A 26,329-nucleotide genomic window follows, 5' to 3' on the forward strand; every position below is an offset into this window, starting at 1 on the left:
CCGCAGGCAGCTCGAGAAAACTGTTTAGACTAGCTTCATGACCCGCACCAATATCCCCGGCACTTCTCCCTACGAGCCCATCATCGGCTTCTCCCGCGCCGTACGTATCGGCAACCATGTCTACGTCTCCGGTACCGGACCGGTCGGCGCAGAAGACGCGTCTCCCGCCGAACAGACACGGGTCGCGCTCAATATCATCAAGGCTGCCCTTGAAAAAGCAGGAGCTGGCTTTGAACATGTCTACCGCACCCGCATGTTCCTCGCCCGTGTCGAAAATTGGGAAGAGATAGGCCGCGCCCACGGCGAGGTCTTCGGAAAAATATTGCCCGCCGCCACCATGGTCGTCGCTCCCCTGCTTAACCCCAGATGGCACGTAGAGATCGAGGCAGATGCCTTCATCCCCGAAGCTTGACCCTGCGGATTTTCTTGCCGTACTTGACAAACATCGCCTTCTGATTCGGTATCATTGGGGTGGAATAAGCAGAGGTCTCCCCAAAACAGGGCTTCAGCGGTAAGGGAAGCTACTTACAATCAAGACTTTACAAGCCCTGATCCTTGAAAATCAGGACTTTGCAGAGTTAGTCCAAACATATCTCTATTGTTTTGAAGACTTTGAGACTAAAGACCCAGGGTGGGGTAGGTATACCCCGGAGAAAGAATAGAAAAATGAGCAAGCTGTCCATCCGCGATCTAGATCTTACGAACAAGCGCGTTCTCATTCGTGTCGACTTCAACGTCCCGCTCTCCAAGGACGGCCAGACCATCACCGACGATACCCGCATCCGCGAGACGCTGCCCACCATCGAGTATGCTTTGCGTCGCAAGGCCAAAGTGATCCTCTGCTCTCACCTCGGCCGCCCCAAGGGTAAACCTGTCGCAACCATGAGCCTTCGCCCCGTCGTCGATCGTCTGCGCGAGCTGCTCGACGCCGTGCTTGGTGAGAACGAAAATGTGGCCTTTGCTCCGGACTGTGTTGGCGAGGTTGCCACCGAGATGGCTACACAGCTCGAATCCGGACAGACGCTTCTCCTCGAGAATCTCCGCTTCCACGCCGAAGAAGAGGCAAACGATCCTGCCTTCGCCAAGAAGCTGGCTGCCCTCTGCGATATCTATGTCAACGACGCCTTTGGCAGCGCCCACCGCGCTCATGCATCTACCGAAGGCATCACTCACTTCGTCAAGCAGTCCGCCGCCGGCCTGCTGATGGAGCGCGAGTTGACCTATCTGGGCAAGGCACTCGATCAGCCTGACAAGCCCTTCGTCGCCATCATCGGCGGTGCCAAGGTCTCCGACAAGATACAGGTGATCGACAATCTCCTCGAATTGGCCGACGCCATCATCATCGGCGGCGGCATGGCTTACACCTTCCTTAATGCGCAGGGCCAGACCACCGGAAAGTCGTTGGTCGAAACCGACAAGATCGACGTGGCAAAAGCTGCACTCGACAAGGCCAAGGCCAAGGGCGTGCGTTTCCTTCTGCCCATCGACCACGTCCTTGCCGACAAGTTTGCCCACGATGCCAAGACGCAGATCCACGAAGGAAGCGATCCCTTTCATGTCGATCTGATGGCTCTTGATATCGGCCCCAAATCGGTCGCACTCTTCGAAGCCGAGATATCCGATGCGCGTACCGTCATCTGGAATGGCCCCATGGGCGTCTTCGAGATGCCGGCGTTTGCCAAGGGTACTCACGCCATTGCTCACTGCGTAGCGGGCAATCATGATGCCATCACCATCGTGGGCGGCGGAGATTCGGTAGCAGCGGTCAAGCAGTCCGGCGTCTCCCAGAAAATCAGCCACATCTCGACAGGCGGCGGAGCCAGCCTCGAATTTCTCGAAGGCAAGATCCTCCCCGGCGTCGCCGCACTGACGGATAAGTAGCAACACTCTCTTCGACATCCTAGTGCAGCGAATCCAGCGATTCGCTGCACTACGTCACAAGTTCGCAGAAAGAACACCATACTTTGAGGGAAGACAGAGTTTACATGCGCAAACCGTTGATTGCCGCTAACTGGAAGATGTACAAGACCCCTGCCGAAGCCACCGCGTTCATCGGTGCATTCCTTCCGCTCGTCGCCAACCAGCAGAAGACCGAGATCGTTCTCTGCCCCTCGATGACCTCGCTGGCAGTATCGCTTGAGGCCACCAAAGGTACTCAAGTCCATATCGGAGCTCAGACAATGGATTGGCACGACAACGGAGCCTATACCGGCGAGACCTCACCGGTCATGCTCACCGCCATCGGCGTCACCCACGTCCTGATCGGCCACAGCGAACGTCGCCAGTACTTCAACGAGACCGACGAGACCGTCAATCTGAAGCTCAAGGCCGCCCTCGCCCATCAACTCACACCTATCGTCTGCGTAGGCGAGTTACAAGCAGAGCGCGAATCGGGTCGCACCAATGAGGTCCTCCAGCGACAACTCACCGTCGGACTCAAGGACATCGACGCCGCGACCGCCACCCCTCTGGTCATCGCCTACGAGCCAGTCTGGGCCATTGGCACTGGCCTCACCGCCACGCCCGAGATCGCAGACGAGGCGCACCGCTTCATTCGAGCTCAACTCGCAGAGATTCTCAGCCCCGCCATCGCCGCCAGCACTCGTATCCTTTATGGCGGCTCGGTCAAGCCTGATAATGCGGCCAGCCTTTGCTGCCTCGAAGACATCGATGGCGCCCTGGTCGGCGGGGCCAGCCTCGATCCCAACAGCTTCGCGCAGATCATCGCAAACGCTTCTGCATAGCAAAGCTGACTCGCAATAAAAGATGCCGCGCTGCCCCTATGGTCGACGCGGCATCTTTGCTTAAGCCAGACGACTGCGTTTAGCGCACCACTCCCGCCTGATCCATCGGCCAGTACACAAACGCCGCCTTGCCATAGATCAAATCTCGATCCACCGGACCGAAGTCTCTGCTGTCGCTTGAGATCGAACGGTGGTCCCCCATCACAAAATATTCATGCGGCGGCACCACCATCTCCGGCTCTGAGCGTTCATCTTCAAACCGCACAGGCACATACTTTTCGACCACGCGCTTGTGGTTTACGTAGACTTCGCCGTGGTCAATTCGCAAGTCGTCGCCCGGCAACGCGATAACGCGCTTGATGTAGCTCTTCGAATGGTCATGAGGATAGAGAAATACGACGACATCACCACGCCGGATGTCTTCCACCCGGTAGACCATCTTATTGATGAAGAGCCGGTCCTGATCTTTCAGCATGGGCAGCATACTGGTGCCCTCAACCCGCACCGGTTGATAGAGAAAGATGATGATGAACGCCGACACCGCGACAGAGATGACCAGATCTCGCACCCATGACCGCAGACTCCCTTTGCCGGATTGCTCGAAATGCCCTCTCTCTTCAATCTGTTCCGGCTTTTGCTCGTCGCTCTGCACCTTATCTCTACTCCCTCAAATCATTTAGACGCAGCAACCGACCCGCCGGCACCTGGTCAAAGCCTGCCACAGGACGGCCTACCTTGGCCTTCGGCAAGGCAAACAAACTGCCGGGTTTTGCATCCCATCTAGTTGATCATAAAATGATTACGAGGCCGCCCAACAACCTTTCTGACGCATGAGAGGGCAATGGGACTAAAATTGGAAGTTAAGAAGCAGCGATACATTTATGGCTACCCTTACCATGCTCGAGCAGCCCCCCACACCAAAACCCGGAAATCGCGCTCCACTGGAATTTCACGATCTCACCACGGAGACTGTGAATGTAGCGTCTGAGGGCCTGGACACAAAATCCGCGCTCGAAATCGCACGCATCATCAACCATGAAGATGCCAAGATCGCCGCGGCCGTTAAGAAAGCTCTGCCGGAGATTGCCATTGTCATCGATACCGTGGCTCGATCTCTGCGGGATGGTGGTCGACTCATCTATGTTGGAGCCGGTTCCAGCGGCCGCATCGCCTCCCTCGATGCCTCAGAGTGCCCACCAACCTACTCCACTTCTCCTTCGCAAGTCCAGTACATTATGGCTGGCGGACCCAAGGCACTTGCTTCGGCTTCCGATGTCAATGAGGATTCACCCGAGATTGGCCAGCGCGACATTGCGCGACGACGGCCGACCCGCAAGGACATCGTCATCGGCGTCTCCGCCAGTGGCCGCACCCCCTATGTCGTCGGCGCAGTGGAGTACGCTCGTGCTCGCGGCGCTAAGACCGCAGCCGTCACATGCAACCTCAATACCCCGCTCAGCGACGTTGCAGACACCACCATCGTCGCCGAGGTAGGCCCTGAAGTCCTCTCTGGCAGCACTCGTATGAAATCGGCAAGCGCCCAGAAGATGATCCTCAACATGATCACCACAGGCGCCATGACTCGCCTCGGATACGTCTACGACAATCTCATGGTCAACGTGCACATGAAGAATGCGAAGCTGGTTGAGCGCGGTATTCGTGTGCTGATGAAGGTCTGCGAGATCGACCGGGATACCGCGATTCGCACCATCAAGTCTGCGGGCAAATCCATCCCCATCGCGGTCGTAATGCTCAAGGCGAACGTAGACAAGATGGAAGCTGTACGCCGGTTGACCAAGTCCGATGGCAATGTCAGGCTCGCCATCGACGATTCAAAGCTGGAACTGTAAGACCTTCGCTACTCTAATCGCCTTCTCCGCATAAAAACTATCTCCAACCATCAAATGTATGAAATTGATGGTTGGAGATCTATCGAGACACTGTCAACGGTCTCGCTGCTATATATCGCATAGGTCCACAGCCTGTCGCAACGATGTGAATGGATCGCGTGTCGGCAAAAATTCGTGGGCGACATAGCCTTGGAACCCTGTGGCGAGAATTCCGCGCATCACTCCATCCCATTGCACCTCCTGCGTATCATCGAGCTCGTGCCGACCAGGAACACCACCAGTGTGGAAGTGGCCGATCCATTGAATGTTCTCCTGTATGGTTCGGATCAGATCGCCTTCCATAATCTGCATGTGATAGATGTCGTACAACAGCTTTACGTGAGGCGAATTGACCTGCTGCATCACATTCGCGCCCCACGCGGTATGGTCACACATGTAATCCTTGTGATTCACCTTGCTGTTGAGCAGTTCCACGCAGATAGTGACATTATTGTCTTCCGCAATTTTCTTCAGCCGATTCAGCCCAATCACCGTATTCTTAGCGCCTTCCTCATCCGACATACCCTTGCGGTTGCCGGAGAAGGTAATGACGTTCGGCACGCCTGCCTTCGCGGCCAAAGGAATATTCTGGCGAAAGGCCGCTTCTATCTTGTCGTGGTTCTCGATTCGATTGAGGCCATTCGGAATGTCACCACCACCCGCATACCCCATGCTGCAGATAAGACCATAGCGCCGAGGGATCTCATACTCATCTGGATTGAGCAGATCGATCGCCTTCAATCCAATATGTGCAGCATAAGCGCAGAGGTCTTCGAGCGGAGTTTTCTGATAGCACCACCGGCAGACCGATTGATGGATACGCCCTTTTCGCTGAATAGGGGCATCGCCCTGTGAAAGGGCAGTTTGCGAAGCATATGCAGCTACAGTTCCTGCAACGGTACCTTGAATCAAGCGGCGACGAGAGAGTGTGGGCATAGATAATCCAATAAATAAATGTAGAAAATATCAGCGAAGGGGTTATGCCCACCACGGAGCGGTCGGCTTTTCTTTCAGCACGATCTCGTCGAGAAAGCGCGCAGCTTTTGTGAGTCCTTCTTCTGATGAAAGAAGGCTGTCTTCGTGTTCAATCGAGAGCACGTTATCGTATCCGCACATTCTGAGCGTCGAGACAAACTCCTTCCACCACTCTGCTCCATGGCCAAAGCCGCAGGTGCGGAAGATCCATCCGCGGTTCAACTCGTCCGTATAAGGCTTGGTATCGAGAACGCCGGTCTTTGGCAGATTCGTCGGATACATCTGCGTGTCTTTGGCATGGACGTGAAAGATCGCATCGCCAAGAACACGGATTGCCGCAATAGGATCGATCGACTGCCAGAACATATGGCTGGGGTCATAGTTGCACCCGATCGAAGGCCCTGCAATCGAGCGCAGTCGCAACATCGTCTCTGGGCTATAGACGACAAACCCCGGATGCATCTCAATTGCGATCTTCACGCCATGCTGTTCGGCAAACGCCGCATGCTTGACCCAGTATGGCTCCACAACTTCCTTCCATTGCCAATCAAGAACCTGGAGATACTCCGGTGGCCACGGGCATGTAACCCAATTGGGCGCCTTGGCCTCAGGGGAGTCTCCCGGGCATCCGGAAAAATCGACCACCGTCGAGACGCCAAGCTTTTCAGCTAAAAGAATCGTCTTCCGGCTAACCTCCTGCGCTTGTTTCGCCAGAGCCTCATCCGGATGCAGCGCATTTCCGTGGCAACTCAACGCGCTGATACTGAATCCGTTGTCCTTGAGCTTCTGCTGAAACTCCTTGAGCGCCGAAGCATCTTCCAGCATTGAGAGCTTGCAGTGAGCATCGCCCGGATAGTTCCCTGTTCCCAACTCAACGGTGCTAATGCCGAGAGACTTCAATTTGCCGAGAACCGTCTCGAGCGGGAGTTGAGCCAATAGCGGCGTGAAGACTCCAAGTTTCATCCTGTTGCTCCTGAGTGATGCAGATAAAGTTCGCCAAACCAGTTTATTAGCCCGGCTTCCAACTATTTTTCTTGAGCAGCCGTGTAATGGACTTTCTGCCATACTCCGCCAGCCGCATGGCTTTTGAGCATCGCATCAACAACACACGCCGATCTGTACCCATCTTCAAACGTCGGCAACATCTCCGGCTTTGCCGACGGAACTCCACCTTCGCGAATCCAGTGGTAAGCATCGCGAATGAGGTTGCAGAATGCGTCCGCCCACGATTCCTGATGCCCACCAGGCAGATGAACGTAGCGACGAACCTCTGGAGAGACAAGCGAAGGATCTTTCGCCATCATCTCATTCGGACGATCATGCCGCCCAATCCAAAGCTCGTTCTGCTCTTCCTGCCGCCACTTCAATGACAGCTTTCGTCCGTTCACTTCAAGTTGCAGATCATTTTTATGCCCCGGCAGCACCTGACCAACCGAAAAAGTACCCTTGGCTCCATTGCTGAACCGAAGCAGTACGCTGGCCAAATCTTCGCTCTGTACATTGACGGGCGTACGCTCGGCGGATTGATTCACCGAGAACGCCTCAGCAGATGCTCCCGCGGAGAAGCGCACCGGAACCACGGTCGTCAGATCGGCCAGAACTGAATCGATCTTGACACCGGACATATGCTCAGCGAGATCGCACCAATGCGAACCAATATCTCCAAGCGCCGAGCTTGCTCCACCCTTCGACGGATCGGATCTCCAGGAGTAGACATTCGGATCGGTCATCCAGTCCTGAAGATAATACCCATGGACAAAGCTGACACCACCCGACTCGCCGCTAGCAACCATGGAGCGCGCCTGCTGAACAAGAGGGTTTCCTCGATAGTTGAAGGTGATCACATGCGCCACTCCGGCTGCGAAAGCCGCATCACGCAGTCTGCGCGCTTCGTCGACATTCAGCGCCAGCGGCTTGTCCGAGATGACGTGCTTGCCCGCCTCCAATGCCGCCATGGTCACAGGAAAATGCAGGTGATTGGGCGTCGTGTTGTGGACAACAGCGATATCCTTATCCGCAATCAACGCCTTGTAGTCGCCATAAGCCCGATCAACTTTATATTCCTGGGCCTTACGTTTTGCCGACTGTTCGCTCGATCCGGCAATCGCAACCACCTCGACATCACCCAGCCTTCTCACTGCATCGATATGGTGCGCCGCAATAAATCCCGGCCCAACCAAACCCATTCCAAGCGTTCTCATAGCACTCCCCCACACTTGAGCATAACTAAATAGCAGCAGTACTCAGGCGCGCGTTACCCTTCTAAAAATAGATTCATCCTGCTGCGCTAGTGTTGAGGCGCCGGACGCGGATGAGAAGTCGTGCTGCCTTCCGTCATGCCCAATGCCCACTTGATTGCTTCAAAGTACATCTTCTGAATATCAGGATCGTTCCAGGACTCTTCCGTATGTCCAAGCGTCGAATAGAAGACCCTTCCCTTACCGTACATCTTCGACCAGGCGACAGGAAAATCATGATCGGCCCTGTGAATGCGAGGATTGTTTGAGTAATCGAGCTTCGAAGGATCGAGGCTAAGAAGAACGTTTACCTTATCTCGCGACCAATCCTTCGGCTGATAAATCTCGTCGTACTTCACGAACGCATGCGGAAAGTGGCGCACCGCAGGGAAAGAGGGATCCTCGTTGATGATGGGCGCGTTGAATGTCATCCACGGATGCTGGTCAAACCAGCCGCCAATCATCTCTCCGTACTCAGGCCAGGTATAGTTCGTGTCCAGCGCTGCGTGGATTCCGACGAAGCCCTTTCCATCTTCCTTAATAAAGGACATCATGTCCTGCTTCTGACTAGGATCCAGATCCAGCTCGCCCGTGGTGCTGGCAAAGATCAAAACGTCGAAGTAGTTAAGGTTCTTCGCATTTCTGCCGAGGTCTTTCTTGGTAATCAGCTCCGTGTCCGTTCGCATCGTGGTGTCCCACAAGCCACTATCGTGCCCCATCTTGTAGATGGCTGCCATCGCATCGGAGACAGAATCGTGCTCGAACCCTTTGGTTTGGCCAATTACCAGAACATGCTTCAGGTGAATCTGCTTTGCGTGGGGAGGAGGAGGCGTCGAATTTGACGCGGTCTGAGCATTTGCCGAAACCAGAAAAACCGAACAAACAACTAATAGAGAGGTGGAGAGCGATACAAGCTTCCAGGGACGGCGCACATGATCTCCTTGAGTAGCAGAAATACCTTCAACCGAATATGCTCGGCAGCTCATTCAGACATGGCATCCAACGAAACTCTGGATCATTTGCCTCCGCTGCGACTTATTTACATGTCTCTGCCGCGCTTAGATGCCTGCCACAAACACCCTATGGAATAAGCCAGGATGTGTCAATCTGCCTCACTTACTGCGGCGAAATAGCGCATAGATTATCTGCTTGTCGTCTGCGGTGCATCGTTGAATTTCTCCATATGTGCCTTTGCCAGGTCAGGTTGTTTCAACTTCCAATAAAGTTTAGCCAACAGAAAATGGATCTGAGCATCGCTGGTGCCGAGCACTGGCAGCTTCAGGGCCAGCTCTCCTTCCTGCGCAGCATCTTTGAAATCTCCCTCCTGGTCCAGTCCCTTTGCCAGCTCGTAGTGCGCATCGCGAGACTCGGGATCTCGCTCGACGGCCGCTCGATATTTTTCCATCCCATCTTTGACCTTGCCGATTGAAAACAGGAACCGCCCATACGCAACCAGAATCGACGCACTCTGCGGCGACTTCTCCGGCGAAAGATTCTCCGCCTGCTGGTAAAGGTCTAACGCCTGCGTCGCATCTCCCAGTGCTTCGTGCGTCATCGCAAGATAGAACACGGGCAGCGGATTTTTAGGAGAGAGCGACTGCGCTTCCTGAAGCGGTGAGATCGCTACCTTGAAGTCGTTCTCCACGTAATAAACCACCCCAAGAAAAAATTGCGCGTCTTCCGAGGATGGATCAACCGTAACGGCAGTGATCAAACAGCTCTTGGCAACATCCGGACGATGCGCAAACATAGCCAGCCGCGCCTTCAGAACCAGGGCCGGAACCATGTCTGGCCTCTCATGCAGGGCCGCATCGACTTCGCTCACGGCGTCGGAAAATTTCCGCTGCACAAAATCCTGTTGCGCCTTCTCGTAATGCTGCATTGGCCCGATTGCGAGTTGGAGTGCAAGAAGCCAAATCATAGAAGCTTGCCTCCGGGTGCCAGAGAATAGTACCTGCCCGCACGCACATGTTCGAAGCGGTCCGTGCGATTAATCGCCGCGGGCCACTGCACCTGAATCCAGTCGGCATACTCAGCCGGTCCCAGCCCCAGCACATCTCGCGGATCACACGAAGAAAGATAGCTTCCGCCGCCGCGTTTGAAGATGCCGCGCTCAACGCCATTGGCCGACCACGTAATCTTCGCGCCCACCGCAAGCCCAACAAGATTGAGACCAATCCAATGGTTCCCGTTGCGAACGATATTGTGCAGCACCAACGGAGCATCGCCATTGATGGCGACTACCACATCCACACGCCCATCATTATCTAAATCGCCCACCGCAAGCCCGCGAGCTGGATACGCTCCCTTGAAGGCCGGCCCTCCCGCATCACTGACGTTATCAAACCCGGTGCCGTTGTTATGAAAGAGCAAAAGCGGCTCCTTATAGTGCAAGGTCTTGTTGATCGACTCGATCAGATCATCTGGATACCCATTCGCCAAAATCAAATCGGGCCGTCCATCCAGATCGAAATCGGCAAAGCGACAGCCCCATCCCGCATCCATCATCGTCGCCATGCCGATCCCTGTCGCTCCAGCCACATCCTGAAAACTATTGTCACCAACATTGCGATACAGCGAATAGCGTTCGCGGCTGATGTTCGCGACAAAAAGGTCCTGCCGCCCATCTCCATCGTAGTCAATCGCATCCACGCCCATGCCCGAACGCGCCGCGCCATCCGCGCTATACGCTACTCCGGCCTGAAAACCAATCTCTTCAAACTTGCCGCCGCCCTTGTTCAAATACAGAAAGTTGCGAACCGAATCGTTAGCAACAAAGAGGTCCAACAGGCCGTCGTTGTTGATATCTGTCGCGACCACCCCAAAGCCCTTCCCGAAAATTTTCCCAATGCCGGAAGAGGCACTCACATCCGTAAAGGTCCCGTTGCCATTGTTCTTATAAAGACGGCTTGGCCATGGATCGTAGCTCCTGGGATAGCAATAATGCCGAATTCCGCCCGTGCTGCAATCACGCTCCTGCGACTTGTTGTACTTCACGAAGTGGCAGACAAACAGATCGAGCAGACCATTGTTGTCCGAATCGAACCACACAGCGCTGGTGAACAGGCCGGGCTCATCCAGGCCCGCAGCCTTGGTCACATCCGTAAACGTCCCATCGTGATTGTTGTGATACAGAATGAGCCGCCCATACGTCGTCACCAGAAGATCGGTCCATCCATCGCCGTCATAATCGGCGGCAGCAACGCCGATGCCAAAATCTCTTCCCGCCACACCCGCCTTCTCCGTCACATCGGTAAAGGTGCCGTCCCGATTGTTGCGATACAAAGCATTGCGCAACGGCTTCGCGGGCTGAAAGAAATCACACGGGCCGCTGTTCACAAAATACAGATCCATCCAACCGTCATTGTCATAGTCGAAGATGGCCACGCCCGGCCCCATCGACTCGGGCAAGTAGCGCATGGTCGAAATAGCATTGTCATGCTTCCATGTGATTCCCGTCTTCTGCGCTGTCCATGTTTCGAAGTATTGCTCAGGCAACTTCCCCGAACCGATACCGGAATCTCCAGAGCTGCGCAATACCGGCAACGCCTGGCCGTTCAAAGTTCCTGCGCTCAAAGCCGCCAGGCCTGTTACAAATTCACGCCTCGTAATTCCCAACGTCACACTTCCCCCAAATACAACCGCGACACCGAAGACATCCTTTGTTGATTCCTTTTGCTTGTCCTTTTGTTTGTCATTCCCGAAGGAATCTGCGTTTGCCCGAATCGCCAAAACCACATCCAAATAAAACCCGCCATCCAACAATCCCATGCTCAAACAAGTTAGCAGGCCAGATGAAATCCATCTGGCCTGCTTGTTTGATTTCAGTGAATTGACGCTTAGAACTGGATTCTCGCGACCAACTCACCGCTCCTCGGAGCATAGTTTCCGCCCGCGCCGGAGATGCTGTTGCCAAGGTAACCGAAACCATTGGCGATGCTTCCATCCTTGTTATATTGAGGAGTCGCAAACGGACTTCCCACATTCAGGTTTGGATATGCCCAGCGGTTGAAGACGTTGAAGAAATCCGCGCGCAGCGAGAGGCGCAGCCCCTCCCTGATCGTAACGGCCTTGCCAAAGCCAAGCTGTTCGCTGGGATATCTCGGGCCGCGGAAATCGTTGTAGTACGGCTTCGAAGTGGCGTAGGTTCCAGGTGCAGGGTTGGCCCACGCAGCAGGGTTGAGGAAGAACGTCGTTCTTGGGTTGACGTTGTGGTTGTTGAGGCCATGCAGAAAGAGCGGTTGTCCCGGAACGCGATTTGCAAAAACCCCGTCGGCAAACGTCACTGAAGTCAGCGTGCTCGTCGATCCCGGTACTTGAATCGGAAAACCGCTCTGGTAGTGGAAGATGCCGTCGAACGTCCAGCCCGCAAACAGCGCAGCCTTCCAGCCGTTCTGTGCAAAGCTCGTTCTCGGCACTTCATAATTGAAGTAGAAGTTCAGCATCTGCGGCTCGTCGATCGCCAGAAAAGATTTCTGGCTCTTCGGCGACAGAGTCGGGTCCTGAATCACCGTCGCTGTAGTGTAGGTTCCGGTGCTCGACACCGTTCCCAGGTCCTTCGCCCATGTGTAACCGAGACCGCCCGACAAACCATAGCCGAGCCGTTTGGTGACCTTCACCTGAAGCGCGTCATACCAGGTATTGCCATCGTGCTCGTAGGCATCGGTCACGCTGCTGAACTGTGGGAATGGCCGCAGCGACTGAGCCAGGCTGGCTCCGGACGGGAAGGTATCGTACGGCTTCGAGAAGCCCCTCGCCTTCACCGCTGCAGAGCTAATCGGCTGTGTCAACAAAGCAAAGTCAGCCGGATTGGTAACGTCCAAACCGTACTTGCTCTTTAGCACCGACGGAGGAAGCTGGTTGTATCCCCTCAACCCGTCCGATGACAGCCAAACACCGCGGTTGTCGATGAAAGATGCTTCGACCGACAGGTCCTTGGCGAGAGTACGCTCAACGCCAATCGTTGTTTGGAAAAAGCGCGGCGGGCGGCCATTGTTCGGAACAATAAATGCCGGAGGCGAGTTGAGCTGGCCCACATTCGGGTAGGCGCCAGGGTCGAAGTGAGTCGCCGTCAGGGCCGCCGGGTTGTACGGTATGCCGTTGGAGAACTGACCGGCGGCAATGCCATACGATGGGCTGTTCAGCGTCACCGTGTTGAAGCCGAATCCCTGATTGCTGTAGTTGATCTCATTCATGAAGAGCTGCTGGCCGCTGTAGAGTCCAGTCCCGACATGGATCACAGTCTTATCATTCAGCATGTAATTGACGCCAAGACGAGGCTGAATCATCCAGGGATAGAACTTCTCGAAGATGCAGTTGCAGCGTCCTGCTCCATACCCTTCATATTCGGTTCCACCCAACAGGCCGCCCGCCGATGGATTCGCGACAGTCGGGCTGAATTGAGTGACCCGGTTGTGCTGCTCCTGCTGCATCTGTTCGAGGTCCCAACGCAGCCCATAATTCAGCGTAATTCGTTTCGTGGCCTTCCAGGTATCCGTGCCATAGAACCCGGACTCCTTGCGGTGGAACCACTGGATGTTGTCGTTCCCGATGCTGGCGCTGTTCAACTGCCCTAGAGCGAAGCTCGCAAAGGCATCTCCGATGCTGGCTCCATAAAGGTTCTGACCCTGTGCCGACGGCAGTGAAGTCTCGCTGGCATCAAAGCCGTACGTTCCCGCCGACAGATCGTTGTGCGTGCCAAACACCTGGTGACGGAGATCGCCGCCGAACTTGAACGTATGATTGCCATGCACCCAGGTCGCGGAAACCGTGGGATACCAGTTGTCGTCATAAAACGGAGCGTTGTTATTACCCAACTGCGGAACGCCCGAACGGTTAACGTTGAGTCCGTAAATAATCGGGAAGGTACGCGCAGCACCGCCAGGCATATTTGCCGCCGTATTCAACCCAAGAGTTGTCGAATCGAAGTTTTGTATCGCCGAATTCTGCAGGGCATCGTGCCGCGTAAAGTCGAAACCGGCATGAAACACCAGCCTCGGCGTCGCCGTAAAGTCCGCGTTCAGATACACCTGCGGCGCGGGGGTCGTGTTCCACCGTGTCTGGGTTGCCGTGCCGTTAATGCCGTTAGCCGCATTGTCTTTATTCGACTGTTCGTTGATGTAGTAACCCGAGAAGTGCCACCTCTCCCCGATCGAGTGGTCGATCTTGATGCTCGTCAGGTACTGGTATTTATTGTTCGGCTGCAAATTCGGATAGTTGTTCGTCAGCGCGCTGGCAGTCGATCCCGAAGGTGTAGGAATGTAAGGAAGGACCTTCTGCGCCACCGGGTCCCATGTGCTGGGCGCGCCGATAAAGTTGTTCGGGAATGGATCGCGCACCACTGCGGTCGACCCATTGGTGCAGGTTGCCGTTCTGGTCGTCGCCGGGTTGTAAACTGCGCCGTTGATCATCTGTCGACCCAGGCAATCCAGCACCGGGTTTCCGCTGGAGTCCTTAATAGGACCGAGCAGAAGAGAGCTGAGATCGCCGTTGCGATACGCCAGCGTCGGAACGGTAATCGTTCCCTGATTAAGAGTCTGCTTGTTGTAGTACTCCTCATACGCGAAGAAGAAGAACGTCTTGTTATGGCCGTTGTAGAGGTGAGGAATCACCACCGGCCCACCGACAGAGCCGCCAAAATCAAGCTGCCGCTCCTGGGGATTATAGTTACGGCCGTCTGACGTGTAATTGAATGGCTGTCCGGCGTCCAGGGCTTCATTCTCAAAGTAGGTGAAGAGCGTTCCGTGCAACTTATTGGTGCCGGACTTTGAAGTGTAGTTGAAGATTCCGCCAGCCGACTGGCCAAACTCCGCCGAGTAGTTGTTCACCAGAAGCTCTTGTGAGGCGAGCGATTCGACAGAGGGCTGATTTTCATCGGAGATGGCGCCCTTGACCGCCGAAGTATCGTCCAGGCCATCCATAAAAACACGGTACGTCGTAGCCGGTGAGCCGCTGATGTGAATATCGTTCCAACCTCCGGCAATGGTGCCGGGAGCAAGCGCCGCAAAACTCATCGGATCGCGCACAGCTCCGATGCCGGTAATATTGAGCGGCAACTCATTCATATCTTTCGTGGAGACTTGAATATTGTTCTGCGGAGTATCGAGTTTCAACAGTGGTGCGTCAGCCGTCACCTGAACCGTCGTCGTGCCCAGCCCGACCGTCAGTTGCAGGTCGACACGCGCCGTCTGCCCAACCAGAACCGTGATTCCGCTATGGACCCCGGTGCTAAAGCCCGGCGCAACCACCGTAACCGAATAGACGCCCGCAGGCAGCTGCGGCACGGTATAGTTTCCAGCTCCAGTGGTAACAGTAGACCGCTGTGTACCCATTGCGGAATTGGTGGCAGTGACCTTGGCTCCCGAGATTACCGCGCCCGACGGATCGGTCACAACTCCTGATACGCTGCCGCGATCGGTCTGAGCAAAGCACAACATACTTGTACAGAACATCGCGATCAACACCAGACTCAAATTCAAATACTTAAGCCAACCTCTTTTTCGTTGCGTCATTCGGTCCTCCTTGGCCTCTTATGAAGTGCCTTAATAGTTGGTGGGATCGAATCTCTGGTCAGAGATGAGTACCTGCTCTGGCGTCGAAACCGTATCAAAGCGTCGATTCGGTTTCGTCGAGCAGATTCGCACCTTTGCTCACACCTTCTGATCCAATTCGGCCTCACACTGTCTTTGTCAGAATGGAACGATCAGATTTGTCTTCTGTCGTTCAGGGACTCTCCAAAATACCGCTTCATTTCTTACGGGGATCTTCAACTGGTAGACCAACCCTTTCAGTTGACTTCCAATTGCAGTTGCCACTCTAGGCGAGCTCCATTTGTTCCGACAACGTTAGAATGTGCGGCTAACTGGTTTCGTTCGCGCTGAAAATAAACAACTTACACGGACTGTGCAGAGTTAACAGTGGATACATAAAACCATTTGACCCAACTAGCCCTTCTACGTGCGCGAAGCATGAAGCAGACAAAGCCACAGCGATGCTTCGATCACGACTGAGATCGTCAGACATCGCTGTGGCAGAGAAACTCTGTTTGTCATTCCCGAGGGAATCTGCGTTTTGCTCGAATCACCAAAACTACATCTGGAGGAGAACCGCTCTAGAGAGTGCTACGAAGCATCTCCATCCGCTTCACGACGAAGCCGCATTCAACCCAATCTGAACATCATGCTTCGATGCATTTTGAATCTGCGCAGGCCCGGCAAAGAGATTGCCGGAGATCACAGCGCGGTCCACGTCCTCACCCAGCGCAATGTGCTGCTTCCTCTCAAGAAACTCGCACCCTTGCACCAGCAGGCTGCCGGAGGACGCCTGGATCGCGGCATGTTCTCCCTCCTTGCTCCACTGCACAAACGTGCAATCACTGAATCCTACCGTGCCGCTTCCTCCCACCTTCGCGATCTGCTGGCATGGTCCCCAGAACGCACTGTTGCTGATGCGAAGCACACCGCGATTGCTCGCAAGCACCTCGACCATCGTAGGGTCTTCCCCGTGGAATGAGGTGAACTCGCCGTTCACAATCAGAAGACCATATGGCGCACACTGCTCGACGAGGATGGCACGATTGCAATCATCCGCACCAATGCCGACATAGTTGCCATTGCATCCGCCCGTCGAGGTCTCCACAAACTTATACCCAACGTGATAGCCAAAGCAGAAGGTATTGAACACATACTCCCAATCCGACCGGCCAAAGACAAACGCCTCTCCGTTCTCCGTCTGCCAGCGATAGGCCTTGCTGTGTGAGTTCCACCATGGATTGAAGTGAACATTCTCAATCCGGCCAATGTCATAGATCGCATCCACCCAGATGCCGCGCCGCAGCGGCTGTCCCGTTACGTTACGAATATTGTGGCGCTCGTTCTGGCTCGCATCGATCCCCAGATAAGGATTCAGCAGCTCAACATCCTGTACCGCAGGGTTCTTTCCGCGCATCGCAATCGTCCACGGATACGCCACCGGCACACTCTCTGCATCTTGCTCCGGATAAAAGATCGTCAGCCCATTCACCGAGCTGTTGCTGTTCAGCGTAAGAAAGGATTTCCCATCCTCTTGCCCTCGCCCGTTCGTCACAAAAAGTGCGGTGCCATCATCACCCGGTTTCGCCTGCCCCTTGTCCCGTAATCCTGCATGCGATGGCACGCACAGATAAGAGCCTCGAAGCGCAACGCCCTCCGGCACATCGAGCGTGCCGCGAAACAGATACTTCCCCGGAGGTGCATACACCGTGCCGCCGCCCGCCGCATGCGTCGCATCGAGCGCCCGCTGAAACGCCGCCGTATCGTCCGTGCTCCCCTCACCCCGCGCACCGAAGTCCATCACATTCTTCATCCCCGGAACCGGACCGCCTTTACTCTCGGCTGCCTGCGCCACACCCGGCATCCCCATCAACCCCATCATCCCTCCGGCGCACCCCAGCGAAAGCAGTCTGCGCCGCGATGTTGCTTGCATCCCTCTAACCGTCATCGGATCAGTCATCGTTAGCTCCTTCCCCATACCAAAGCATCAATCGCTACACGACAACGACAACAGCAATCAGCGATAAAGTTCAGCGGGCATTTGGATTGTTCAACCATTTGCAACCAATCTACAGACAGCGATCCGGGGTGCCGCAACGTTAGCGCGGTTGCCTAACCCCTCATAATTCTTTGAAAATCGACACCTTTATGCCCTAACGGAACGCTTACGGTAAAGCCCGCCTCACACCTTTGCCTTTCCATATCTCTATCTCTTTTGTATTTCCATTCCGTAGCGCAGCGAAGGAATCCGCTGTTCCTCCCCACAAGCAAAATCTCAAGCGCGCCAAGAATCGTTCAGACCGACCTTCCCTTTTACAAGGGATCATTCCCGAGAGCCCCTCTCAGCGGTCGTATCTTTAATTAAAGGATGGAGAGAAATAATGAATTAGAGACACCGATAAGCTTATGGAAGCTGATGACACGCGATCACATCGGTGTGCGCAGGCGACCCAGCCATCGTGCTCAACCGCAATAGCAGTTGGAAGCTCGGCACAGGTGACCTGTGGAGCAAACCGCATCCGTTCATCACCGCCATCAAGCCAGCCGAGTCCGTCACCAGGTCAGCCACCGCTTCAGTTCCTTCAGCATCAGCCCCGGCGATCAGCAGCACATGCCCAAGGTGGTCGGGATTACGCAGATAGCTTGCGACGGCGAACGATTGCCCGGTGGCAAAACCCAGCGCCGTAGGCACATACTTCGCGGACTCACCGCTGCGAGGATGTCGATTCTCAACAATCTCCTGCCCTGTACTCTGGTCGAAGACAAAGCGGAAGTCCACATGATCGTTATAGAAGAGGGCCCACGGATTCGAGAGCGGGCTGCCCAGCAGAATAAAGTTCCCGTCCCTCAGCAGGTCCGGAAAGCGCAGGTCACGCGCCGACTGGATCGTCAGATGTCCAGCCTTCGCCTGGTCCATCCACTGCGCGATATTCACCGCAATCCCCGGATCGACCGAGGCAGCCTGGTCCCTCTGCAAGATCGCCGTGAAGAGTGTCATCTGCTGCGGCGACACCTTCTCCTTGTCTGGGATGTATCGCTGGTTCGCGTAGTCGGACAAAGTGATTGTCCGCCCGGTCATGGTCTGAACCTCCGCTATATTCGGGTCGCTCGTAATTAATTTCGTGCTCAAGCGGTAACCAAAGAGCGCGCCCCACACCGATCCCGAATTGACGCGAACCTCCCGCGACATCTGCCAGAAGGTAAACATGCATACGACGGCGATCATCCCCGCGCCGCACAGCAACAACCTCCTCCAAGTCCAAAAACTCCGTATCGTGGAAGGTGAGGAAGGCTTCGACAAAGAAGCATCCTCCTCCACCGAGGCAGCCGCTTCTTCCTGCGGCAGAGTCGAAGCAGCAACCGGAGCGTCGGGTTGTCCCTCCGTCGCCTGCTCTATCTCCTTCTCATCCGCTGCATCGGCTTTAATAGAAACATCTCGTGCAATCTCCGGCACGTAGGACCCCAGCGGCAAACCGATCCGAAACTCAGACCTTGTGCCGCAGGCTCCATAGTGCTGTAGCAGGCGCCGGCGAACATCGCTCGCCGTCACGCGCACAATCGCGTCCTCGCCCGTGTCGTAGTTAGGCGATCGATCAAACAGCTCAATCCCGATCAGACGCTCCTTCAGCTCCTCACCGTGACCACCGACCGCCTGATCGACCACAAAGCGCAGAAACTGCGCACTGCGATGGCTGCCTCGAAAAGCCTCTCCGCGAAGCACCTCCTCCATATGCTGCTGGAAGGCCTTCAGGTCATTCTCCGTCGCAAGAATCCTTGCGATCTCCGCGGTACGTTCAGCGATTTGATTGGTTGAAGACATGGGGAAGGAAACCCCAATGCTATCAGGAGGATCACAAGCGGGCAATGAACCCTGATCAGTGTTGAATATCTCAAGTTTTGCTATTTATGGAAAGGACCTTGGCACTTTGCATCGATCCGCCGTTTGCCAATTGATTCGGTATAGCCGGTTTGCTAAAGTCGTCGTCATGTCCGAGCGTTCCACGGAGCAGATACGCGAATTGCTCGACTCCCTGTATCGCGTGGATTCGGGACGGATCCTTGCAACGCTGATCCGCTTGCTCGGTGATTTCGATCTTGCCGAGGAGGCGATGCACGAAGCCTTTGCGGCTGCGCTGGGCCTGTGGCCGAGCAGCGGTGTACCCGATAGTCCGCGGCCATGGTTGATCTCGACAGCCCGCTTCAAAGCCATTGATACGCTGCGTAGGCGCGCACGATTGGATGCCTCTCAAGACGAGCTTGCGCGATATCTCGAAGCACAAGCGAGCATGGCACAAAGCTCCAACGAAGAGGACAGCGTTGAGGATGACCGGCTGCGCCTGATCTTTACCTGCTGTCATCCCTCTCTACCGCCGGAAGCGCACGTTGCGCTCACCTTGCGCGAGGTGTGCGGGCTGACTACCGAGGAGATTGCGAAGGCCTTCCTCATCACTCCGCGTACCTTGGCGCAGCGCATTGTGCGCGCAAAGGCAAAGATTCGAGACGCACGCATTCCGTACCAGGTGCCGTCGTCGCAGGAACTACCGGAGCGACTGGACGCTGTGCTTCAGGTCATCTATCTCGTCTTTAACGAGGGCTATTCGGCTGCGGCAGGAGCAGAGGTAACGCGGGCCGAGCTGACCGCCGAGGCGATTCGACTGGGCCGCTTGCTAAGCGAACTCCTGCCGGAGCCCGAAGTCATGGGACTGCTCTCCCTGATGTTGCTCCAGGAATCCCGTCACGCCGCGAGAACATCGCCGACCGGAGAGCTGGTCTTGCTGGAAAATCAAAACCGCTCACTCTGGAACCGGGAGCAGATCGCGGAGGGTCTGGCTTTGGTGGAGAGAGCGCTGAGGTCCCACCGCTTCGGCTCTTACACCCTACAGGCTGCAATTGCCGCCGTTCACGCAGAGGCGGAATCAGCCGCTGAGACTGACTGGCGGCAGATCGTCGCGCTCTACAACCGGCTGGTACGAATTCAACCTTCGCCGGTCGTTGAACTAAATCGTGCCGTAGCCATTGCCATGCGCGATGGCCCAGAGGTCGGTCTGGCGCATATCGACGCGGTGTTGGAACATGGCGAACTGGCAAATTATTACCTGGCGCACTCAGCCCGAGCGGACATGTGCCGCAGGCTCGGCAGGACAACGGAAGCCCGGTCCTCGTATGAGAAAGCTCTGGCGCTGACCCAACAGGAACCGGAACGGAGGTTCCTCGAAGAGCGACTTCGGCAGTTGAAATAAAAAAACAGGCAATTGAACTTTAAAAATTGAGCGGCTGTCGATTTTCTGTCTCTCAAACGACTATCTGATAACAAGACGATAAGCTGCGGCGCTCTGATTCACAGGAAATAAGGAGGAACATATGAAATACATCTGTTTGGGATACATCCAGCCGGGCAAGTTCGAAAACCTGTCTGAGAGCGAACGTAACGCCATGCTCGACGAGTGTTTCACCTACGACGACGAGCTGCGGAGCAATGGGCACTTTGCTGCCGGCGAAGCTCTCCAACCGGCCAACACGGCAATGACCTTGTATTGGAAGAACGGAAAGGTTGCAGTGTCGGACGGCCCATACGCGGAGACGAAGGAGCAATTGGGTGGAATCCTTGTGCTCGAAGCCCGCGATCTCAATCACGCTATTCAGCTCATCTCGCAACATCCCGGAGTGAAGATGGGGCCGTTCGAGATACGTCCAGTGGCGGATTTGAACGCAATGATAAAAGAGAGCGAGCAGCGACGGGGAAAGAACACTCCGCGATAACGGCTGCAACTAATCAGAACTTCAAAAGCGAGGAGCATACATGTCAAAGGTTCGTGTCGCAGGATTTGGTCTTTCGTTGGACGGCTTCGGAGCAGGGATAGAGCAGAGCCTGGACGATCCGCTAGGCAAGCGCGGTCCAGAGCTCTTTCAGTGGTTCTTTCATACCAGGACGTTCCGCGCCATGCTTGGGCAGGAAGACGGATCGACCGGTGTGGACGACACGTTCGGTCGGCGGGCGATGGAAAACTTTGGCGCCTTCATCCTTGGCCGCAACATGTTCGGTCCGGTCCGTGGCCCGTGGCCGGACGACTCGTGGAAGGGATGGTGGGGGCCCAATCCGCCATACCACACGCCGACCTTCATTCTCACCCACTACGAGCGAGAGCCCATCGTGATGGAAGGCGGGACGACCTTCTACTTTGTCACCGGCGGAATCGAAGAGGCGCTGAGGCTCGCGAAACAAGCAGCGGGTGACAAGGACATCAAGATCGGAGGCGGTGTCTCCACCGTGCGGCAGTATCTGCAGGCTGGGCTGATCGACTCCCTCCAGCTTGCACTTTCACCGGTTGCCCTCGGCCAGGGCGAAGCACTTCTTAGCGGCATCGACCTGCGCGCCTTAGGATTTTCTGTGACCGAGCACGTAGCTACAGAGCACGCAACGCACGTTGTACTCACGAAAGGATAGAAGCCGAATCCCGGCTTGCTCTACTGCCCTGCACCAATTGTCAGACACTGATCTCCGGTTCGGAGTGGCTCATGCCAATCATCGATTGATTGATCCATTAATGCATTAATCAATCGATGATTTTCTGTATGCCTGATGACCAAATGTGTGATCGCCACGCTCTCAGTTAGCAGCCAATGCGCTCATCCAGAAGCGCCGGGCCGGCAATGAACTCGATTTGCATACTCGACATCAGCTGGGAGCGATGCCGGGTGCAGCAGCATGACAGCCCTAAATCGCTAGATACGTCATACAGCGGTGGTTCCATAGCTTTGGTCATAGTCTGAGCATAGAAAAACGCATCCGAAGATGCGTTGATTTCATAAATCATTGATTCTATGGTGCCGGGAGGGGGGGTCGAACCCCCACGAGGTTGCCCTCGGCGGATTTTGAGTCCGCTGCGTCTGCCAGTTCCGCCATCCCGGCTGGATGAATTCTTATTATAAGGGAGTCTGCAGGTTACAGAATCCTTCCTCGTCATTTTACTTGCTGCCTTGCAGAAATACCTGCTTAGCTTCGGTTTTGAATCACCCGTTCATAGATCCGGAGGTACTCCTGTGCCGGCTTGTCCCAGGCGAAGTCCTGCGCCATTCCACGCTGCATCATCTTGGTCCATGCTTCTTTATCGCGAAAGACGGTAAGGGCTCGGTGCAAAGCGTCCATTAGAGCATCAGCGCTGTATCCCCAAAACTTGAAGCCATTGCCTCCACCATCCGGCTGCTCGTCGATCGTGTCTTCGAGGCCACCCGTAGCGCGGACGACAGGAACCGTGCCATACTTCAGGCTATAGATCTGGTTCAACCCACACGGCTCATAGCGCGACGGCATCAGGAACATGTCTGCACCCGCCTCTACCTTGTGCGCCATCACGTTGTCGTACTTCACCTGTACTTTTACCTTGGAAGGGTAGCGCGCGGCCATCTCCGTTAACAGGCGCTCGTAGTACTCCTCACCATTGCCGAGCATCACCAGCACCATATCTTCCTGCACCAGCCGGTCCATCACTTCGACGATCAGGTCAAAGCCCTTCTGCGTAGCAAAGCGCGAGACCACGCCAATTACGGCAGTCTCATCTTTCACGTCCCGCAGTCCGAAGGCATGGAGCAGGTCGCGGCGGCACTCTCGCTTCCCTGCCAGATCGTCGGCGGTATAGTGGGCTGCAATATGCGGGTCGATGGCGGGGTCCCACTCTTCGTAATCAACCCCGTTAAGAATGCCCACCAGATCGCCGCTTCGCTGCTGTAAAACGCCCTCCAGTCCGCTGCCAAACTCCGGCGTCTTAATCTCTTCTGCATAAGTGCGGCTGACAGTCGTAACGGCGTCAGCGTAGACGATGCCGCCTTTCAGAAAATTCACCTTGTCGTTCTGCTCCAGCTTGTCGAAGGTGAACATGTCCCACGGCAGCAGCAGCGTCTCCATCGTCTGCGGCGGAAACCAGCCCTGATAGCCCGCATTATGAATCGTCAGCAACGCCGGAACGCGTCGCAGCACCGGGTCGAAATAATAGGTCGAGCGCAGCAGCACCGCCAGCATTGCCGTCTGCCAGTCATGCACATGAAAGACATCCGGAATGCCCAGCACCTTCGATGCCTCGATCACAGCGCGGCTCAGCAGCCCAAACCGCTCCGCGTTGTCCGGATAATCTCCGGAAGGAGTCGAATAGAAGCTCTCGCGATCAAAGAACTCCGGGCAATCGACAAAGTACATCTGTACGCCCTCGGTGACGCCGCCATCGAGGATGCGCACAAAGCGGTTGTACGACGGATACGGAATCGTCACGCTGGGCAGAACCACCGGGGCGCGAGGCACCGCCTTCGCTACCTGCCGATAGTACGGAATAAACACGCTGATTTTGTGGCCCAGCTTTACCAAGGTACGCGGCAACGCGCTCACCACGTCTGCAAGTCCGCCAGTCTTCGCCCAGGGAGCGCACTCCGATGCTGCAAATACGATATGCATTCAGTCGTCCTTTATCTTCGCCACTAAACCGTTAGTCTATACAAAGACTGGCGTTGCCAGTCACTCTTCATTGGATGCACATGAAACGCAAACCAAAACTCGGCCAGAACTTCCTTGTTGACGACACCGCACGCCACGCTATCGTCGATGCTCTCGGCGACCTTCGCAGCCGCACCGTCATCGAGATCGGCCCGGGCCACGGCTCCATTACCGAGATACTCGCCGACCGTTGTCATCGCCTCATCGCGCTCGAACTGGACTCCGCTCTCGCCGCCGAGCTTACCTTCCGCTTCCGCAACCAGCCGCAGGTACAGATCGTCGAGATCGACGTCCTCAAAGCCGACCTTCGCACCCTTGTCCCCGAAGGCGAAGCCGTGGACGTGATCGGCAATCTGCCCTACTACATCACCTCCGATATCCTGTTGAAGCTCTTCGCCGCCGGCAGTGCAGGCATCGTTTCCCGGGCCGTCCTCATGATGCAGCGCGAGGTTGCCGACCGCGTCTCCGCCGCGCCGGGAGTCCGCGACTACGGCCTGCTCTCCGCCACGGCGCAGATGAACGCGCAGGTCGAACATCTCTTCACACTGCCGCCCGCGGCCTTCTCACCGCCACCCGATGTCTACTCCACGGTACTGCGTCTCCACTTTGCCCCGCGTTTCGCCGAGCTGGGTGTTGATGCTCCCGGCTTCGATGCATTCCTCAAGCAGATCTTCGCGCAAAAGCGTAAGACGCTTCAGAACAACCTCCGTGCCGCCGGATACTCTGCCGAACAGCTCGCCGCCGCATGGCCCGACAGCATCCCACCGCAGGCACGCGCAGAGGCCCTGCCGCTGGAGTCGATTGCCCAGCTCTACAAGGCCCTGCCCGAGATGAAACCAGCCTAAAACCAGCCTGGAAGTTCCCTCGCGTTACTTATGCGAAGAGGATGCCGGAGCCGAATGCGAAGCCGGTGGTGGCGGCGGCGGCGCATAATGCGGTTGTGGCGGTGGAGCGTAATGAGGCTGAGGCGCATAGTGCGGCTGCGCAGGTTGCGTGTACCGCGGCTGTTGCGGCTGAGCATAACGCGGCTCTGCCGGACGCGCCTGCTGCTGCGGCACACCTTGCCTCATCTGCGGCTGTGGGCGGAAGGAGCGCTGCTCACTCGATGGCTGCGGCCGCTCGATCATCCCCGGTCGCATTCCCAACTCAGGCTGATGGTTAGTCCCACTCACAGGAAAATCCCGCCGCAGCGATGCACCAACCGGATGTGCTCCTGCTCCCATAAAGGAGGCCGAAGCACCCTGAACCGGACGGATCGGCTGCACCGCACGTCCAGCAATGGTACGCATCCCCTGTATCGGGCGTGCATGCACCGGGTTCTCTATAGGATGACCGATATGGATCGGACGCGGCCTTACCGGGCCATGCACCGGCACCGGACGGATGCGATAGTTTCGTGGAAAGCTCACGATGTTGATCACATAGCCTCCGCCGCCGAAGCCCCAGCCGCCAAAGCCGCCGCAACCAAGCCCCGGCTGCCATCCCCATCCAAAATCATCCCAATACGACCAGTTGCCGCAACGGAACGGCGTCCATCCCCAGCTGTAGCCCGACGCCCACACATAGCCGCTGCCCGGATACCACACCCAGCTTCCATAGCCATAGGGATCGAAGCTGGCATCCATCGCTACATTCGGCTGCCAGACTTCCCCTTGTCCGGGAACGTTGTACCAGCTTCCATTGGCGTCCAGATCGGACCAGCCATAGCCTGCCTCGCCCGCATAGTCATTGCGCGCATCGGTCTGGCTGGTCGCCTCATTCTGCGCCGCCGTGTCGCGATCGTTGTTCCACTGGTCCCACGAGTTTGTCGCTACCTGTCGGTCCAGCGAGTAGCGCCCCGCGTCGGCAGCATCTCCTGTCAGGGTCTCTCCCGAATTGACGTTCGTCTTATAACCCTCGCCGTTGGCCGAGCCGCCATCGACCTGCACTGTCCCGTCCAGCACCGAAACCTCCGCCGGCGGCTGGTCCATATCGATGCGGACCGTCGCATCGACGACCGGCGAGATCTGTACGCCGCCTGCGTTGATGCTGTAGGCGAACTTCTCCGCTGCACGCAACTCGGCGTACGCCAGCCCATTCACCAGCGTAAGGTCGGTCGACAGGTTGCCGTTCGCATCCGCGGCCAGGGTAGTCAGCTCCAGCGAGCTGTTCGGCGTCAGCCGCACCACGCTGCCGTCTTCGAACTCGATCTCTGCCTGTCCGTCCTGTCCCGTCGATACGCGGACTCCTTGGGGCAGCGGCATGTTGATCTGTGCCGGATCGCTTCCGGTGTTATCGATATGGTCAACATTGACGGTGCCTTGCAGGAAGCTCAGCCTGGCAGCACGTACCTGAGGATTGTCTGCTCGCGCTTCTGCCGTCCAGCCTGCAAACAGCAGGCAGAACGTCGCCACCATTACCACCCAGCCCGTATACCGTCTATGCTTGTCCATGGCAACCTCCAGACAACCTGAGCCTCAAGGTTAGACACTCT

The 26,329-nt window shown here is 56.1% G+C and carries 20 protein-coding genes and 1 tRNA gene; 8 read left to right on the top strand and 13 right to left on the bottom strand.

Annotation, left to right across the window (positions count from 1 at the left end; all coding sequences use genetic code 11):
- Nucleotides 1-37 precede the first annotated feature (37 nt).
- From IEW09_RS08810 to tpiA, 3 genes are all read left to right on the top strand, one after another.
- Nucleotides 38-412, top strand: a complete 375-nt coding sequence (locus IEW09_RS08810) for a RidA family protein (protein ID WP_188553784.1) — start codon at nucleotides 38-40, stop codon at nucleotides 410-412.
- A 254-nt stretch (nucleotides 413-666) separates the two neighbouring features.
- Nucleotides 667-1,881, top strand: a complete 1,215-nt coding sequence (locus tag IEW09_RS08815) for a phosphoglycerate kinase (protein WP_188553785.1) — start codon at nucleotides 667-669, stop codon at nucleotides 1,879-1,881.
- Nucleotides 1,882-1,985: 104 nt separating this feature from the next.
- Nucleotides 1,986-2,744: a triose-phosphate isomerase gene (tpiA, locus tag IEW09_RS08820; protein WP_188553786.1), complete on the top strand. Its 759-nt coding sequence runs from the start codon at nucleotides 1,986-1,988 to the stop codon at nucleotides 2,742-2,744.
- 79 nt (nucleotides 2,745-2,823) lie between these two features.
- On the opposite strand, the gene lepB is transcribed toward tpiA, so the two are convergent.
- The gene (gene lepB / locus IEW09_RS08825; protein WP_229739262.1) at nucleotides 2,824-3,366 is read right to left on the bottom strand and encodes a signal peptidase I; all 543 of its coding nucleotides are present in this window, start codon (nucleotides 3,364-3,366) and stop codon (nucleotides 2,824-2,826) included.
- 259 nt (nucleotides 3,367-3,625) lie between these two features.
- Here lepB and murQ point away from each other — a divergent pair, with 259 nt between their 5' ends.
- The gene (murQ, locus tag IEW09_RS08830; RefSeq protein WP_188553788.1) at nucleotides 3,626-4,594 is read left to right on the top strand and encodes an N-acetylmuramic acid 6-phosphate etherase; all 969 of its coding nucleotides are present in this window, start codon (nucleotides 3,626-3,628) and stop codon (nucleotides 4,592-4,594) included.
- Between the two features lie 108 nt (nucleotides 4,595-4,702).
- Here the strand turns inward: murQ and IEW09_RS08835 are convergent, their stop codons facing one another.
- The 9 genes from IEW09_RS08835 to IEW09_RS08875 all read right to left on the bottom strand — a co-directional run bounded on the left by IEW09_RS08835 (nucleotide 4,703) and on the right by IEW09_RS08875 (nucleotide 19,194).
- Nucleotides 4,703-5,569: a hydroxypyruvate isomerase family protein gene (locus IEW09_RS08835; protein WP_188553789.1), complete on the bottom strand. Its 867-nt coding sequence runs from the start codon at nucleotides 5,567-5,569 to the stop codon at nucleotides 4,703-4,705.
- Nucleotides 5,570-5,611: 42 nt separating this feature from the next.
- Nucleotides 5,612-6,571, bottom strand: a complete 960-nt coding sequence (locus IEW09_RS08840; RefSeq protein WP_188553790.1) for a sugar phosphate isomerase/epimerase family protein — start codon at nucleotides 6,569-6,571, stop codon at nucleotides 5,612-5,614.
- Nucleotides 6,572-6,633: 62 nt separating this feature from the next.
- Nucleotides 6,634-7,809 carry a Gfo/Idh/MocA family protein gene (locus tag IEW09_RS08845; protein ID WP_188553791.1) on the bottom strand — a complete coding sequence of 392 codons (1,176 nt, stop codon included), beginning with the start codon at nucleotides 7,807-7,809 and terminating at the stop codon, nucleotides 6,634-6,636.
- 86 nt (nucleotides 7,810-7,895) lie between these two features.
- Nucleotides 7,896-8,777 (bottom strand): ThuA domain-containing protein, encoded by an 882-nt coding sequence (locus IEW09_RS08850; protein WP_229739203.1) that lies wholly within the window; start codon nucleotides 8,775-8,777, stop codon nucleotides 7,896-7,898.
- A 209-nt stretch (nucleotides 8,778-8,986) separates the two neighbouring features.
- Nucleotides 8,987-9,766, bottom strand: a complete 780-nt coding sequence (locus tag IEW09_RS08855) for a tetratricopeptide repeat protein (protein ID WP_188553793.1) — start codon at nucleotides 9,764-9,766, stop codon at nucleotides 8,987-8,989.
- On the bottom strand, nucleotides 9,763-11,616 hold the full coding sequence (locus IEW09_RS08860) for a CRTAC1 family protein (protein WP_229739204.1): 1,854 nt from the start codon (nucleotides 11,614-11,616) through the stop codon (nucleotides 9,763-9,765). Before IEW09_RS08860 ends, IEW09_RS08855 begins: the two co-directional genes overlap by 4 nt.
- A 68-nt stretch (nucleotides 11,617-11,684) precedes the next feature.
- Entirely contained in the window at nucleotides 11,685-15,356 is a 3,672-nt protein-coding gene (locus IEW09_RS08865; RefSeq protein ID WP_188553794.1) for a TonB-dependent receptor, read from the bottom strand.
- 631 nt (nucleotides 15,357-15,987) lie between these two features.
- Nucleotides 15,988-17,334 carry a glycosyl hydrolase family 28-related protein gene (locus tag IEW09_RS08870; RefSeq protein WP_188553795.1) on the bottom strand — a complete coding sequence of 449 codons (1,347 nt, stop codon included), beginning with the start codon at nucleotides 17,332-17,334 and terminating at the stop codon, nucleotides 15,988-15,990.
- A 444-nt stretch (nucleotides 17,335-17,778) separates the two neighbouring features.
- Complete coding sequence (locus tag IEW09_RS08875; RefSeq protein ID WP_188553796.1) at nucleotides 17,779-19,194, bottom strand: hypothetical protein; 1,416 nt, start codon at nucleotides 19,192-19,194, stop codon at nucleotides 17,779-17,781.
- Between the two features lie 166 nt (nucleotides 19,195-19,360).
- On the opposite strand from IEW09_RS08875, the gene IEW09_RS08880 reads away from it, so the two are divergent.
- The 3 genes from IEW09_RS08880 (at nucleotide 19,361) to IEW09_RS08890 (ending at nucleotide 21,819) form a co-directional block, all read left to right on the top strand.
- Nucleotides 19,361-20,614, top strand: coding sequence for an RNA polymerase sigma factor (locus tag IEW09_RS08880; RefSeq protein ID WP_188553797.1), 1,254 nt, complete (start codon nucleotides 19,361-19,363; stop codon nucleotides 20,612-20,614).
- A gap of 121 nt (nucleotides 20,615-20,735) precedes the next feature.
- Nucleotides 20,736-21,134: a YciI family protein gene (locus tag IEW09_RS08885; protein ID WP_188553798.1), complete on the top strand. Its 399-nt coding sequence runs from the start codon at nucleotides 20,736-20,738 to the stop codon at nucleotides 21,132-21,134.
- A gap of 40 nt (nucleotides 21,135-21,174) precedes the next feature.
- The gene (locus tag IEW09_RS08890; RefSeq protein ID WP_188553799.1) at nucleotides 21,175-21,819 is read left to right on the top strand and encodes a dihydrofolate reductase family protein; all 645 of its coding nucleotides are present in this window, start codon (nucleotides 21,175-21,177) and stop codon (nucleotides 21,817-21,819) included.
- 378 nt (nucleotides 21,820-22,197) lie between these two features.
- Here IEW09_RS08890 and IEW09_RS08895 read toward each other — a convergent pair.
- Together IEW09_RS08895 and glgA are read right to left on the bottom strand one after the other, a co-directional pair.
- Nucleotides 22,198-22,284 (bottom strand) — tRNA-Leu (locus tag IEW09_RS08895).
- A gap of 84 nt (nucleotides 22,285-22,368) precedes the next feature.
- On the bottom strand, nucleotides 22,369-23,817 hold the full coding sequence (glgA, locus tag IEW09_RS08900) for a glycogen synthase GlgA (protein WP_188553800.1): 1,449 nt from the start codon (nucleotides 23,815-23,817) through the stop codon (nucleotides 22,369-22,371).
- Nucleotides 23,818-23,891: 74 nt separating this feature from the next.
- Here glgA and rsmA point away from each other — a divergent pair, with 74 nt between their 5' ends.
- Nucleotides 23,892-24,701, top strand: coding sequence for a 16S rRNA (adenine(1518)-N(6)/adenine(1519)-N(6))-dimethyltransferase RsmA (gene rsmA / locus IEW09_RS08905; RefSeq protein WP_188553801.1), 810 nt, complete (start codon nucleotides 23,892-23,894; stop codon nucleotides 24,699-24,701).
- A gap of 24 nt (nucleotides 24,702-24,725) precedes the next feature.
- Here rsmA and IEW09_RS08910 read toward each other — a convergent pair whose 3' ends face one another.
- The gene (locus IEW09_RS08910) at nucleotides 24,726-26,288 is read right to left on the bottom strand and encodes a FecR family protein (RefSeq protein ID WP_188553802.1); all 1,563 of its coding nucleotides are present in this window, start codon (nucleotides 26,286-26,288) and stop codon (nucleotides 24,726-24,728) included.
- Nucleotides 26,289-26,329 lie beyond the last annotated feature (41 nt).

This window comes from Edaphobacter dinghuensis (assembly GCF_014640335.1).
GTDB lineage: Bacteria > Acidobacteriota > Terriglobia > Terriglobales > Acidobacteriaceae > Edaphobacter > Edaphobacter dinghuensis.